Origin of the sequence: Prevotella melaninogenica, assembly GCF_003609775.1 — a bacterium.
GTDB classification, from domain to species: domain Bacteria; phylum Bacteroidota; class Bacteroidia; order Bacteroidales; family Bacteroidaceae; genus Prevotella; species Prevotella melaninogenica_A.
The window spans coordinates 1,700,594-1,716,015 of sequence record NZ_AP018049.1 but is presented as its reverse complement, the minus strand read 5'-3'; the positions used below and the strand labels follow the sequence as shown (position 1 = coordinate 1,716,015).

General features: G+C 42.1%; 11 protein-coding genes. 6 read left to right on the top strand and 5 right to left on the bottom strand.

The annotated features are described in order from the left end of the window. The first annotated feature begins 195 nt into the window (after positions 1-195). Together PMEL_RS06950 and PMEL_RS06945 are read left to right on the top strand one after the other, a co-directional pair. The gene (locus PMEL_RS06950) at positions 196-2,673 is read left to right on the top strand and encodes a TonB-dependent receptor domain-containing protein (protein ID WP_120174568.1); all 2,478 of its coding nucleotides are present in this window, start codon (positions 196-198) and stop codon (positions 2,671-2,673) included. A gap of 368 nt (positions 2,674-3,041) precedes the next feature. Further along, complete coding sequence (locus PMEL_RS06945; RefSeq protein WP_231999377.1) at positions 3,042-4,307, top strand: S41 family peptidase; 1,266 nt, start codon at positions 3,042-3,044, stop codon at positions 4,305-4,307. Between the two features lie 320 nt (positions 4,308-4,627). On the opposite strand, the gene PMEL_RS06940 is transcribed toward PMEL_RS06945, so the two are convergent. Both PMEL_RS06940 and PMEL_RS06935 read right to left on the bottom strand, forming a co-directional pair. Next, positions 4,628-5,596: a phosphatase PAP2 family protein gene (locus PMEL_RS06940; RefSeq protein WP_120174566.1), complete on the bottom strand. Its 969-nt coding sequence runs from the start codon at positions 5,594-5,596 to the stop codon at positions 4,628-4,630. Positions 5,597-5,677: 81 nt separating this feature from the next. Then, positions 5,678-6,667: an NAD-dependent epimerase/dehydratase family protein gene (locus tag PMEL_RS06935; protein ID WP_120174565.1), complete on the bottom strand. Its 990-nt coding sequence runs from the start codon at positions 6,665-6,667 to the stop codon at positions 5,678-5,680. A gap of 265 nt (positions 6,668-6,932) precedes the next feature. Here PMEL_RS06935 and rnr point away from each other — a divergent pair, with 265 nt between their 5' ends. The 4 genes from rnr (at position 6,933) to PMEL_RS06915 (ending at position 11,858) form a co-directional block, all read left to right on the top strand. Next, entirely contained in the window at positions 6,933-9,230 is a 2,298-nt protein-coding gene (gene rnr / locus PMEL_RS06930; RefSeq protein WP_120174564.1) for a ribonuclease R, read from the top strand. A 7-nt stretch (positions 9,231-9,237) separates the two neighbouring features. Continuing rightward, positions 9,238-9,894 (top strand): PAQR family membrane homeostasis protein TrhA, encoded by a 657-nt coding sequence (trhA, locus tag PMEL_RS06925; protein WP_120174666.1) that lies wholly within the window; start codon positions 9,238-9,240, stop codon positions 9,892-9,894. 27 nt (positions 9,895-9,921) lie between these two features. Next, on the top strand, positions 9,922-10,737 hold the full coding sequence (locus PMEL_RS06920) for a hypothetical protein (RefSeq protein WP_120174563.1): 816 nt from the start codon (positions 9,922-9,924) through the stop codon (positions 10,735-10,737). A 119-nt stretch (positions 10,738-10,856) separates the two neighbouring features. Then, entirely contained in the window at positions 10,857-11,858 is a 1,002-nt protein-coding gene (locus PMEL_RS06915) for a C1 family peptidase (RefSeq protein ID WP_120174665.1), read from the top strand. A 345-nt stretch (positions 11,859-12,203) separates the two neighbouring features. On the opposite strand, the gene PMEL_RS06910 is transcribed toward PMEL_RS06915, so the two are convergent. From PMEL_RS06910 to PMEL_RS06900, 3 genes are all read right to left on the bottom strand, one after another. After that, positions 12,204-12,779, bottom strand: a complete 576-nt coding sequence (locus PMEL_RS06910; RefSeq protein WP_120174562.1) for an RNA methyltransferase — start codon at positions 12,777-12,779, stop codon at positions 12,204-12,206. A 215-nt stretch (positions 12,780-12,994) separates the two neighbouring features. Then, a complete protein-coding gene (locus PMEL_RS06905; RefSeq protein WP_013264161.1) occupies positions 12,995-13,411 on the bottom strand; it encodes a SufE family protein in 417 nt (138 codons plus the stop codon). A gap of 435 nt (positions 13,412-13,846) precedes the next feature. Next, positions 13,847-15,091 carry a peptidase U32 family protein gene (locus PMEL_RS06900; RefSeq protein WP_120174561.1) on the bottom strand — a complete coding sequence of 415 codons (1,245 nt, stop codon included), beginning with the start codon at positions 15,089-15,091 and terminating at the stop codon, positions 13,847-13,849. Positions 15,092-15,422: the final 331 nt, after the last annotated feature.

Sequence of the window (15,422 nt, the reverse complement as noted above, 5' to 3'; positions counted from 1 at the left end):
GTTTTTTTCACTTTTAAACTTGTGTTATCAGATTATTTTCGTTAGTTTTGCATTGTATAATGCGCACATAGATTAGGTAGTAAATCACTACTGGTTAGGTGATTGATAATGATTTTATTGATGTTGTTTGTTGTAATGGGAAACAACTTTGTATTTCATCTATATCATCTTTTCAGCCGTAAAAACATAGAGAATATGAAAATTAATAGGTTAATCGTTACTTTAGGTATGATGGCTATTGCCATAACCGCACATGGTCAGACCTCAACGATATCGGGTGTATTACTCGATTCTTTGACCCATGAGGGTGAACCATACGCCACTATTAGAGTCTATAAAGGCAAGAAAAGCGACAAACCAGTGGCTATGTCGGTGACTGCAGAGGACGGAAAGTTCTCTCAAAAGGTAACGGGACAAGGTAACTATCTTATCTCCTTTACTTCGATGGGACGTAAAGAGATTTTGCGTAGGGTACAACTTACGGAGACTGGAGGCATTATCGATCTCGGAAACCTCCTTGTACAAGATGATACAAAGCAGTTGAAGGGTATCGAGGTTGTGGCTCAGAAGCCACTTGTAAAGATGGAAACCGATAAGATGACCTATGATGTACAGAGCGATAATGATGTCAAGACCAATACCGTACTTGATATGTTGCGCAAGGTTCCGATGGTAACAGTGGACGGACAGGATAATATTACTGTTAATGGACAAGGTTCCTTCAAGGTCTATGTGGACGGAAAACCTAACGTAATGTTCTCTTCCAATCCTTCACAGATATTCAAAGCAATGCCTGCTTCGGCTGTGAAATCAATCGAAGTAGTCACAAACCCCGGTGCAAAATATGATGCAGAAGGAGTCGGTGGTGTGCTGAATATCATCATGAACACTGGTGATGGAAAGAGCAAGGCAATGATGAACGGATATAATGGTAGTGTAGCTCTTAGCTTAAGTAACAGGGGTTCTCGTACCACAACCTTCTTTAGCGGACAGCAAGGAAAGTTCACCTACAGTGCCAATGTCATGGGAACGAAAGGCAAGATGAATGGAACTGAAACCGAAATGCGCCGTACTTCATCTGATGGGTCTGCTATGTCTTATTGGCAAAAGGGCAATACAAACATCAATTTTACGATGGCTAACATCAGCTTAGGCTATGAACTCGACTCTATGAGTAATATCGGTGCTACCTTTGGATTGACCTCTCACAAGATGAAGAACGATGGCCATCCTACGACAACCTTCTCTGGTGGAGCCTATGGAACAGGTTTCACGTATGGAAATGAGATGACGATGGAGAATAAGAGTACGTCGTTTAACGGTAGTGTAGACTATCAACGCTTCTTCAATAAGGCACGTACAAGTAGTCTGACATTGAGTTATCTCCTTACAACCTCACCTGCAGAAAACAACAATCGACGCATTTATGATGCCTTACCAGCAGGTGTGTCGATCCCTTTAATAGACCTTTATTCGGCTGCAAAGATGCGTGGAACGGAGCATACTGTACAAGTTGACTTTACGACTCCATTAGCAAAAGGACAGACATTGAGTACTGGTTTGAAGTTTATCTCTCATCGCAACACATCGGATTCTAAGTTCTATGACATCATAGGCAGTACAGAGGTCTATAATGCAACTAACAGTGTGGACTACAAGAACACACAGAGTATCTTGGCAGAGTATGCTGAGTACAGTGCGACAATGGGTAAGTTTGGTGCAAAGGCAGGCTTACGTTATGAGCATACGTGGGAGAAGGTGAATTTTATTGTTGGTTCTGGTGCCGACTTTAAGAAGAATTATGGAAGTCTTGTTCCCTCTGCCAGTCTCAGTTATAACATCTCTGGCGGAGTCAACTTAGGCTTGAATTACAACATGCGCATCAGCCGTCCGGGTGTTAGTTACCTCAACCCATATATCGATCGTTCCAATCCAACAGTCTTGAGTTATGGTAATCCGAATCTATCAGTTGAGAAGAGCCACAATGTAAGTTTAGTATTCAATTACTTTACACCGAAGTTTATGATGAATATGACGCTTGGTGAAGCTTTTGCTAATAACCAGATAGAGCAGTATTCATTCATGAACGGAACCGTATTGAATACTACCTATGGCAATATCGTGCGTAGTCGTTGGACCAATTTCAGCACCTTTATGAATTATGCTGTCACCCCTAAGACACGTATCATGCTCAATGGTGGCGTTGACTATGGAGATATTCGTTCAGAGCAGTTGGACGAACACAATCATGGATGGCAAGCAAGCGCATTCTTAGGCGTACAACAAACCTTCCCATGGAAGCTGAATTGGAGTATATTTATGGGTGGACTGACAAAGAAACGTTCATTGCAGGGATATAGCGGAGGCTTTAATATGTTCACGTCAACCCTTTCAAAGAGTTTCATCAAGGACAAACTCAACCTTAGTTTGATGTATTTCGTACCGTTGACAGGCAAGATGCACATCAAGCAATACAGCCATGGTGCTAACTTCGAGAATCACATGAACTTCACGATACCAGCACAACACGTGGCATTAACTATCACTTGGAATTTTGGAAATACTAAGAAGCAGTTCCAAACACACAAGAGTAATATTTCAAATGACTTCCAAGAGAAGAAGAATGACCAACAAATGAACGGTATTGGGATGGGTGCTGGCACTGGTATGTAGCCCTATCGCCGAATTATTTTCATGAAAATAAATATTTCTTATCATGAAAAAAAATATTTCTTGTCGTGAAAATAATTCTTTTTGTTCATGAATAAAATTCATTGTTGTGGGCTTTCTGTATGATAAACACAGGTAGAATGTAGGTTTTCCACATGTTTATTCTACGTAAAAAGAGCATAAAAAAGAAGCGATATCAAGGTGTTTTTGATGTCGCTTTTTCCTTTTCTTATGTCTTATAAACGGTTGTTAGTAAGTGTGTTAATAGTCACACAAACTTGTGTCACACAAACTTGTGTGACACAAGTTTGTGTGATTGCTAATTTATTACTATATTTGCAGTCGTAAGACAAGCTAAAACCGTAATGATTATGTGCAAGAAGTTTGTTATATTAAGTATCGTTCTCTTTGGATTAATAGTATCCATTTCTTTAGTATTTTTGCTAAACAGATGGAATGCAATGCATGGACAGGTAGACTGGGATGAGGTTCAATGGTACACAGCAGATAAGATTCCTGTCAGTCCAAAAGACTTCCAAAATGATTTTGAAGAGATATTCGAACAGGTCAAAGAGAAGTACCCATATACTGCAAAGAAACACATCAAGCTTGATTCGATTCACGCTATATGCCTTCAACGAATTGACACCATGCAATCGAAAGTGGCTTATTCATTACTTATAATGGAATTCTTTGCCAACTTGAAATGCACTCATGCAAATAATGAAAACATACTATATCCTTGGTTCATACAAGGAGATAATATCATTGCCATTGGGAATCGTGTGTTTGTTAATCGTCCTTCAGTCTTTGCTATAAAGGCTGGATTGCAAGATAAAGACGAGATTGTAACTGTTGATGGTGTACCTACAAATAAATGGGTGATGCATAATAGCAAATATGTCTCAGCTTCGACTGATGCCACTCACTATCTGCTATCAGCTTTGACCATACTCTGTAGTTATACAAGTCCAATAAAGACACTTGGTATTATTCGCCATGGAAGACCAATAACTATCACCCTTCATCTGCAATCTAAGTCTGTTCCAACAAAAGCAGAGGAACAAAACGTAACTTGGGGAAAGGTTTCTTCAAAGGTTGGATATATTAACGTAAAAAGCATGCAAGATAATGCTGACACTGAATTCAGCAAAGCTTTGAAGTATCTAAGCAAACTCCCATACTTGATAGTTGATGTACGTCAGAATGGTGGAGGTAACAGTTGGATAGGAGATAATATTGCTCAGAACTTAATAAAAGGTAAACGACGTATTTGGAATGGGTCTACAATAGCTCCTTCTACTAACAGCTATAAGGGAAAAGTAATCATCTTGATGGGTCATTATTCCTGTTCTTCAGCTGAGACTTTTCTCATTACAATGAAAGAAAGTGGTGATGCCGTGTTGGTTGGTACATCTTCAGCTGGTGATACTGGTGGTATTATTTGTCTTTTTAAGACATCACACGGAATATTCTATCGACTTCCTGTAGGACATTCGTCAGGTACTTCTTCCAAGGGTTTCCCATTAGAAGGGAAAGGGATAAGCCCGAACTATTTGGTACCAATGAAAGTTGATGACTTCTTATCAGGGAAAGATACTCAATTGTCTTATGCTCTTCAACTGCTTCAAAAATAGCAGTCAGCATTAGAAAGTTTGTGTGTACGCTTGTTTTCGAATATATTATCGAATCTAAGAAAAGCATTTTACTTCTACTCAAGACTCCCCTTACATAAACAAAGGACGATAAAAGCGAAATACTTCTATCGTCCTTTGCTATTCATTCTTGCTTTCTCTGCTTATATCTTGATGTTTTAGAGAGAATAGAAGTGAAGAAAACAAAAGGCGTCAAGCCAATAGCTTATCGTATAGAGGAATAGTATGATACGATAAAAGCTATTGGCTTGACGTCTTTTATTTCGTTGTTGCTCTTTTTATTTCGTGACAGCTATGTTTTATTATTTCGTTATCATCTTTCTTGATATGCGTAAGAGGATGGCAAAAAGGATGCAGGCAGAGATGAAACCAGCGATGGCATCAATGAGGTAATGCGCTTGGATATAAACTGTGGCACAGCAAAGTAGGAGATAGAAGGGTACCAAAATAGCCAAAAGCTTATAGTTACGATCGTGCCAAAGGAGCAACATACAGATGGTGCTGACACCAACGTGTGAGCTTGGGAAGGCTGCAGTAGGACGTTCGCCAGCTTCTTTCGCACTTTCAACAAGGTGATAAAAGATGCCATCAGTATATCCTGGACTTGGTAAACAGTCCTGATGATGGTTGAAATAGTCGTGAACATTAGGGAAAATACCCGCTGTCACGTTCTGTAAACCAATCGCCTTATAGTAGAAGGTAGGACCCGTTACAGGCACGAAGATGAAGATGACGTAATAAATAAAGAAGGAAGAGAGGATGATAAAAGTAGCTCTATTAAACTCCTTATAGTACCATCCGAAGTAATAGACAGCTGTTGCGGCTATCATTGGATAGTAGGCAGCATAGCCCATGTCGAACAACTCGCTAAAGATAGGACCCGGCAAAGCCTTTGAGAAGAGCAATGCAGGCTGACAACCAAAGAGGTCTTGCTCCCATTGAGCAAAGAGATGGTCGAGGTTGGGCAGGTGTCTATTGATTTCAAAGGTATCGGGATACCACCAAGCAAGTAGTCCTAATTGTACGCCAACACGTGCAAAGCGAGTCGCTCTACACGGAGCTATGCGATAGACAAGCCACATTGCGGCAGTCAAGGCAACGATGCGTAGACGACCGAAAATCATTGCTTGTGGGTTGTCTATGGTGGTGTACATAAAGAAGATGACGATGAGTGTCAACGCCAAGTATGCCATTACCACCCATTCGTATGCCATAAGTCCCTTTACGGGCTTCTTTTCTAATTTAAATAAGTCTATGATGAATTGTTTCATTGTTTGTTGTTATTGGGCTTATTAGGCCTATTAGCCTTATTAGCCTAATTGGGCCAATAAGGCTAATAATAATTAGCTAAATTACAGCCAGCCTTCTTTTTTATACCATTCTATTGTCTCTTTCACGCCTCGTTTGAGGTCGTACTCAGGCTTATAACCTAACTCTTCAATCGCAGGGCGGATGTTACAACGCCAGTTACGCTGCTTTAGAATCTGATATTTGTCGTTGTTTAAAGCAGAAATCTTACCTGTCATTTGTCCGATAAGGTCACCAAAGAAAGTGACAACGCGCAATACCCATATCGGAGCTGTGATGCGAATCCACCAAGGACGGCCTAACTCCTCGTGGATAAGGTCGCTAAAGGTAGTACTCTGGTAGACCTTTCCATCACTTAGGAAGTAGGCACTGCCTATCTTTCCGTGCTCAAGTGCGAGGAAGGTAGCTTGTACAACGTCCTTAACATATACGAAGGTGATATCCTGCTGTTTGTAGCCAACAGCGAAGTCGCTATGCCCCTTGATGCTTTTTGCCATTAGGAAGTAATCCTTCTCACGTGGTCCATAAACGCCAGTTGGGCGCAAGATGATATATGGGAAGGACGAAGGCAGCAACTGTTCAGCCTCCAACTTACTCTTACCGTAGGCTGTGTTAGGCTGTGGAGTATCTGTTGGCTCTATCTCCTTATAAGGTTGTTGCTCTCTGATAGCGCCAAAGATACTAAGACTTGATAGGAAAACAAAACGCTCCAAAGGCTGATTAAGCACTTGAAGAGCCTCTACAAAGTTGCGCGTACCATCTCGATTGACACGGAAGAAATCCTCCTTATTCAAGCATTTTGTCACACCAGCGGCATGAACAACATAGTCAAACTGATGTCCAGAGAGCTGTTCTTTTAGTTTATCGACTGATGAGAAGTCTAATTCTATGAAATGAATCCGCTCATCTTGGAGGTATTCTCGTGAGGAAGTACGGCGTACTACCGCCCAAGTTTCCATACCCCTGCGCAGTGCTTCCTCCACGATAAAGGAGCCAATGAAGCCCGATGCGCCTGTTATAAGTATCTTTTTCATTAAAAATTTCGTTGCAAACGTTTGCAAAGATACAAACTTTTTCGTTACTTTGTGGAAAATAACAAAACTCAAGTTTCGGTTTTTAGATGTTTTGTATGTAATGAACAGCATTACAACTAAGTATCAAACCGTTTTGTCTCGGACTACCGGACAGATGCTACGGCTATTTCGGACGATTTGTCCGAAGCCTCTGGACAATGATGTCCGATGGCTTTTAAGACTGCTTAGGATAACCTTTACTTGAGTTCAAACTACTAATTCCACTATGAGGAAAGAAAAGAAAAGCAGCAAGCGATTGACCAAGAAGCAGCTTGCAGAGAAACTCATAAGTTTCTTTCAGACACAACCCGACGAGACATTTAGCTTTAAACAGATATTTCATGCACTCAAGCTGACCACCCATCCAGCCAAAATGTTGGCGATAGATGTGATGGAGGAATTGGCGTGGGACGACTTCCTGTCAAAGGTTGGAGAGAGTGCTTACACGTTGAATACCAAGGGACAGGTGCAAGAGGGTACCTTTATCCGTAAGGCGAATGGTAAGAATACATTCCTACCAGAGGATGGTGGTACACCAGTCTTTGTTTCTGAGCGTAATTCTATGGCGGCTTTGAATGGCGACCAAGTGAGAGTTCAGTTCATGGCACGCCGTCAGAACCATATCAAAGAGGCAATGGTCATCGCGATACTGCAACGGAAGAAAGACACCTTCGTTGGAAGGTTGCGTGTCGAGAAGGACATTGCCTTCCTTGTAACACAGGAGAATCTCTATATTCACGATATCCTTATCCCTAAGAAGAAACTTAAAGGAGGAAAGACAGACGACCGTGCTTTGGTGAAGATTACTAAGTGGCCCGATGCCGACCATAAGAACCTTGTGGGCGAAGTGGTAGACGTCTTGGGTGAAGCCGGTGACAATGATGTAGAGATGAACACCATCCTTGCACAGTATGGATTGCCATATAAGTATCCAAAACGTGTCGAGGATGCTGCCGAAAAGATTAGTGCTGAGATTACAGCACAGGACTATGCGGAGCGTGAAGACTTCCGTGACGTATGGACTTGTACGATAGACCCACGTGATGCGAAGGACTTTGACGATGCACTTTCTATCCGAAAGCTGAAAAACGGACAGTGGGAAGTGGGCGTACATATTGCGGATGTGTCGCATTATGTCAAAGAAGGAGATATTATCGACCGTGAAGCGCAACAGCGTGCGACGTCGGTTTATCTCGTAGACCGCACTATCCCGATGCTTCCCGAGCGTCTTTGTAACTTTATCTGTTCGCTCCGTCCAGACGAAGAGAAGCTTGCTTTCAGTTGTATCTTCAATCTTGACGAGGAAGCAAACGTAAAGGCTTACCGCATTGTGCACACGGTTATCAAGTCAAATCGTCGTTATGCCTATGAAGAGGCACAGCAGATATTGGAAGACAATGGCGTTGTTGATGGTACAGGTGAGCCTGCACCAGACCCAGGAAAGGCTGGATATAAGGGCGAGAATGCTGAACAAATCGTTACGCTCGACCGTCTTGCAAAACAGATTCGTGCACGTCGTATGAAGGCAGGAAGTGTGAAGTTCGATTCAGAAGAGCTCCACTTCGATATTGATGAGAAAGGTAAACCAATCCGTTGTTACTTTAAGCGTTCAAAGGATGCAAACAAGTTGATTGAAGAGTTTATGCTCTTGGCTAATAAGACAGTAGCTGAAAGCATCGGTATAGCAAAGAAAGGCAAGAAAGCAAAGACCCTTCCTTATCGAGTTCATGACAATCCTGACCCACAGAAGTTCGAGAACTTGCGTGAGTTTACAGCCAAGTTCGGTTATAAACTCAAGTCTGCCAGCACTAAGGGTGCCACTGCCCGTGCGCTGAATAAGCTGATGGACGAAGTACAGGGCACTCGTGAGGAGAAGGTGATACAGACGATTGCACTCCGTTCGATGATGAAGGCGAAATATACTACGCATAACATCGGTCACTTCGGACTTGCTTTCGACTATTATACCCACTTTACCTCGCCTATTCGTCGTTATCCCGACACGATGGTTCATCGCTTGATAACACGCTATCAGAATGGTGGTCGCTCGGCTAATAAGGACCATTACGAGGAGCTTTGTGAGCATTGTTCAGACATGGAACTCGTTGCACAGAATGCAGAACGCGACTCTATCAAGTATAAGATGGTTGAGTTTATGAGCGAGCATATCGGTGAATGCTATGACGCACATATCTCTGGAATTCAGAGTTTTGGTATTTATGCAGAAATAGATGAGAACCATTGCGAGGGTATGATTCCTATGCGCGACCTCGATGATGACTATTACGACTTCGATGAGAAGAACTATTGTCTTGTTGGTCGTCGTCGTCATCATGTCTACCAGCTTGGTGATCCTATCCGCATTCAGGTGGCAAAGGCCGATTTAGAGCGTAGACAGCTTGACTTCGCACTTGATGATGGTCGCCCATTAAAGGCTAAGCAGACTGCTGCAGAGTATGCTGTAAATAGGAAGAACGACCGAAAGAGCAGCAAGCGTGGTAGCAAGAGTCGCAGAAGAAAGTAGTACTAAGGTGCGACGAAAGATATTCTTTTCACACAAAGAAGAACTATGGAACTCATGGAGTCATAGTGGAGGAATCGTACTGGGCGTAGTGTTCGGTACGATTTTCCTTGTTTGGTGCTTCCGTGAGACGAATGGTTGGGCAACAGCAGGTGTGATATTATATCTTATTGGGATGCTTTTCAGTTACATCACGTCGACAGCTTATCATGCACTCTCTGCCCATTCTGTATGGAAAGAACGGCTACGAAAATGGGATCATGCAGCCATCTATTGGCATATAGCAGGTTCTTATTCGCCCATAACACTGATAGCCTTGCGCAATCAAGGTGCTTGGGGCTGGGGCTTGTTTGCCTTTGTATGGCTCTGTGCTTTGCTCGGCACCATCTCATCCTTCCGTAAACTGCGTGACCATAGTAACTTAGAAACGCTGACATTCATCGGTATGGGCCTATCAGTATTGGTCGCCTTCAAACCATTAGTCGATGCTTTGGAAACGCAATCGCTCGTCTGGATCTTTGCAGAAGGAGTCATGTATATCACCGGTGCATTGTTTTATTCACTCAACAAGCGTAAGTATATGCACACAATATTCCACTTCTTCGTCCTTGCAGGCAGCATTTGTCATATCATAGCCGTGTGGGGTATCCTAATGGAATACATATAATTTGCACTCATATAAACCCTAAAAGCAATGTTGAAACGTAGTTTCTTGCTCTCTATAATACTCATTCTTGCAGTCGTGAATACACAGGCACAGGAACGACAATACACTCGTCTGAAAGGCTATTACCGTGTCTATCAGGCAACAAACTCCATGCTTAGCTATTTCATTGATGGTATGATGGAGTTTTATATACCGCTTTCTGACACGACTGCTGAGGCTTCGGAAGGAAAGAAAGGTTCACCTTTCGTGGAGCGGAAATTCTTGGGTGAGCGTCGTCGTAAGGCTCCGAAAGCTAATGGCGATGATACCTTTGTGCGCATTTCATTACCTAATCTGGAACGACAGACCCTCCTAACAAGTATAAACAGCGAGGAATATTCCACTCGTAACAATGGAGATGTGTACCGATGGGCGGATAAATGCGGTAAGATAAGCAAGGAAAAGCGGAAGATTAATGGGAAGACAGAGGTCGTTACAACCCTTGAGATGGACGAACTCGTTGGACAACCAAAACACGAAATAGACATGAGTCAGCTACGTATGTATGGTATCGTGGCTCGGATGACACAGTTTGATGAGAGCGAGAGCTACCTCTCTAACAATCTCCTCCTTGCTTCCCAGAAGCATCAAACCTTCTTTGCTCACTACCGTGGAGAGGACGATGACGAACGAATTGATGTATGGAGTGAGTTTTATGTGTCGGATCGTATGACCATTACAGAGAGCGAACTCAAACGTATTAAGAAAGAGAAGAACAGCGTTTGGACCTTCTCTATCCCTGCTGTTGTCCCACCTTTAGATAAGGAAGTGGCTGAGGCTTGGACCAAGATGGTGGAATATTAAGTGGAAAGGATGTTCTTAGGAGTGAAGGAGTTAAGGAGTGAAAGGAAGTTAAAACGAATGTCATGTAGGTAATATCTACAAGAGAGTGTAAGAAAGAAACGATAATATTGAGTTGGAAGATGAAGAAAACAGTCTTTTTATTCTTATCTTTTTTAGTTTTGATCAGCTGTGAGAAGCAGCGTGGTAAGGTGAATGTTTCAGAGGAAAAGTTCACAGTTGAGTTGCGTCTTCCTACTACTCCAGTAAAAGACCAAGGGTCGAGTTCACTCTGTTGGGTCTATGCGATGCTTGCAACCCTTGAAACAGAGCATATCATGCGGGGCGATTCTGTAAATCTAAGTCCTGACTATGTGGCACGTATGTACCTTAGTGAGCAGGCAAGTCGTCGTCGTTTACTCCCTAATAAGGTCGTTCAGAAGGAGGCTGGTATCACAACGCGTGGAATGTGTACTATGGCACTCGACCTTATACAAACATACGGTTTGCAGCATTATGATGCCTATCGTCATAAGCCTGATATGGACTATAACGTTCTTTGTCGTAAGTTGGATTATGGCAATGATACGGAGAAACTGTTGGATAAGTACATTGGTCCGCTACCAAATCAGGTCTTTATGTTAGGCGCATTATACACTCCATTAGAGTTTGCACATAGCGTATGCACAGATGATGAGTACATAGCACTAACCAGTTTCACACATCATCCTTACGGACAACGCTTCCCTTTGGAAGTTCCTGATAATTACTTTCATAACACTTTCCTCAATGTTCCACTCGACACGATGATGAACCGCATTGTTCAGAGTCTACGAGCAGGACATCCTGTGTGCTGGGAAGGAGACATATCAGAGCCTGGCTTCTTATTTGGGGAAGGTTATGCCGTATTGAAAAACGAAAAGAAAAAGGTGACAGCAGAGCGTCGACAGGCTTCTTTTGAGGCACGTCGCACGACGGATGATCACGTTATGGAAATCGTTGGATTGGCCCACGACCAGCATGGTCGTCGCTTCTTCCTCTGCAAGAATAGCTGGGGAACAGACAATCGCTACCATGGATTTATGTTCTTGAGTGAGAACTATGTGCGCATGAAGACTATTGCGGTGGTGCTACGCAATATTTAATCTTCGCCTAAAAGTTTGTTTCTGCGTTGATATACAGTTGTATATCGTTATAGATAAGTACTCTTTTAAGTTCCTAATGATAATGAATTGAAGTGTGAAAGAGTTGTCTTTTCATTGCAAATTGACAGCTCTTTCTGAATTATTTTCATGAAGAAAAAGAATTATTTTCATGAAAGAAAATATTTATTTACGTGAAGAAAAATATTTCTTTTCATGAAAATAATTTGCAGAGAACGACTTTTATGCTTGCTTTTTCCCTGTGTGAAGAGGTTTGTTCTGTGTGATTTGAAATAAAAAAGGGGGCATATACGCCCCCAATATCTTATGTCGTCAGTTGTTTGAAACCTACTTTATAAGTAGCTGACGCGCAAACTCCCAAATGACAATACCGGTTGTTACACTTACATTCAATGAGTGTTTGGTGCCGAATTGTGGAATTTCAAGACAGGCGTCGCTCATGTCCACGACACTTTGCTTTACACCTTTCACCTCGTTGCCTAACACGATAGCGTAGCGGGTGGATAGGTGTTGGGTGTTGGATGTTGGGTGTTGATGGTTTGTTGGGTTCTCTGTGTTGAGTTCCTGCAGCTTTGTTGAGCCTTCCACTTGTTCTACACTATACACGAATACGCCTTGACGATGGAGTTCTTCGATAGCATCCTCTGTACGTTCAAAGTAACGCCAATCAACTGAATCCTCACCACCGAGTGCTGTCTTATGTATCTCAGCGTTTGGTGGTGTGGCAGTGATACCGCATAGATAGACCGCCTCCACGCGGAAAGCATCAGCCGAACGGAAGACACTTCCCACATTATGTAATGACCGCACATCGTCTAACACAACGATGAGTGGCAGTTTATCAGCCTCCTTGAACTCCTCAAGGGAAAGCCTATTCATTTCTATTGTGCGTAGTTTTCTCATAATAAAAGCCCCACCCAACCTCCCCGAAGGGGGAGGAGTATTAGCTTGTGTGTGGGTTATAGTTGTAGAATATTATTATAGAATAGGGATATATGCTAAATATTATAGATATTTCAACAAAGCATCCCTGTATTATTCTCTCTTTATTATCTGCACTCCCCTCCCTTCGGAGGGGTTGGGGGAGGCTTTTGGGAGGCTTCTGGGGGAGGCTTTTTTTACTGCAAACTAAACCCTACTGCATACGCCTTAATCTTCGTCACCATAGAGAGTAAGCCGTTGCTACGTGTTGGTGAGAGATGCTGACGAAGACCGATCTTATCAATGAAATACAAGTCTGCATCAATAATCTCTTGTGGAGTATGGTTACTCAATACACGTATCAGAAGGGCAATAATACCCTTTGTGATGAGTGCATCAGAGTCAGCAGTGAAGATGAGTTTACCATCTACATTGTCACACTGCAGCCATACACGGCTCTGACAACCATCAATGAGGTTCTGCTCGTTCTTATACTGCTCCTCTAATGGCTCTAACTCGTTGCCCAAGTCAATGAGCATTTGGTATTTATCCATCCAATCAGTGAAGTCTTCAAACTCACCAATTACTGCATCTTGTGCTTCGTTTATTGTCATAGTTCATTTTTTTTTTAATTCATAATTCATATTTTTTAATTCATAATTCATAATTCACAATTCATAATTATGATAACTTCTGTGGGCAGAGTTTATTGCTATAAGTAGCTTACAATATCCCTTTTTTAATTCATAATTCATAATTCACAATTCATAATTATGATAACTTCTGTGGGCAGAGTTTATTGCTACAAGTAGCTTACGATATTGTTATTTACCATATAATATTAACCAATAGAAGTAATCATCGTTGTGAATTTGGATTGTGAATTATGAATGTTGAATTCAGAATTACCATAGTAATCATAATTATGAATTGTGAATTATGAATTATGAATTAACACTAATCATAATTATGCATTGTGAATTATGAATTCTGAATTAGCACTAATCATAATTATGAATTGTGAATTATGAATTATGAATTAGAATGATTTACTTTGTTACTAACTTAAACAGTTTATCATTTGGGCGCACCTTGTCTGGTACTGGGATTGAAACGCGCCAGCCTTGTTCTGCTTTATCAACAGGATTGAGTTCATAACGAATCTCTTCCGCATTGAGGAACATAGCTCCAGTGCTGTTACCTGTGATGAGAAGCTTCTCTCCCTTTACGAAAGTGTTAGCCTCAACGGCAACCTCAGCAACGCCAAGACGAGAGAAATACTTAATCACCTTACCGATGAGAACCTTCTTCTCTGTAGCCTTGTTACCATAATCCTTGGTCCATTCGCCCATCTCCTGACCTTGATAGTAGCCATCCCAGAAGCCACGGTTGAAGACTGTTGAGAGACGTTCGTCCCACTTGTCTTTCTTTTCTTCTGTGAAGGTACCATCGAGTACGCTCTCTATTGCCTCCTTATAACAGCTCACAACGGTGTGAACATACTCTGGTCCACGCGCACGACCCTCAATCTTGAACACACGTACACCAGCATCCATCATCTTATCAATGAAGCGAACGCTCTTTAAGTCCTTAGGACTCATAATGTACTTGTTGTCAATCTCAAGCTGATTGCCCGTCTCATTGTCTGTAACCGTATAGCTACGACGGCATATCTGAGTGCAAGCACCACGGTTAGCAGAGCGGTTAGAGTCGTGAAGACTCATATAGCACTTACCCGAAATGGCCATACAAAACGCACCATGGCAGAACATCTCAATACGAACAGGCTGTCCCTTTGGTCCACAGATATTCTGTTTGATAATCTGCTCGTGTATCTCCTTTACCTGATCCATGTTCAGCTCGCGTGCCAATACGGCAACATCTGCAAACTGAGCGTAGAACTTCAAGGCGTCAATGTTAGAGATGTTCAACTGTGTAGAGAGGTGAACCTCAACACCGACTTGGCGGCAATACATCATTACGGCAACGTCACTGGCAATGACAGCAGTGATGTTAGCAGCCTTGGCAGCATCGATAATCTCGTGCATTGTTTCAATATCTTCGCCATAGATAACGGTGTTTACAGTAAGATAAGTCTGTATCCCCTTTGCATTACAAGTCTCGGCAATCTCTTTGAGATCGTCGATGGTGAAGTGGTTGGCCGAATGGGAACGCATATTTAGCTTCCCGATACCGAAGTAAACAGAGTTAGCTCCGGCATTGATGGCAGCCGCTAATGACTCACGTGAGCCAACAGGTGCCATTATCTCAAAATCATTTGTATTCTTGTTCATTGTTTTATAATCATTACCAGACAGTTATCAAGCAATAAGAAATCAGTTACCTTTCGTAGACTTATCCCTATGCTTTGCTTTGTCTGTTGCTATCCTTTATTTGTTATAAACGTGTCTATTCAGTCTGCAAAGGTACGGAAAATATCTGATAAAGGGCGTAAACGAGTTTGTAAGTTTTGCAAATTACTTGCATTAATGCAATATATTGCTATGTGTTTTACCTTCAACACGATTGGTGTTGACCAATAGTACGAGTGGTGCTAAGCCTTAGCACCACCCGTGCTGAGGGCTAACACATCAGCAGAAGACGGAAAGAAAACGTCCTAAAAGC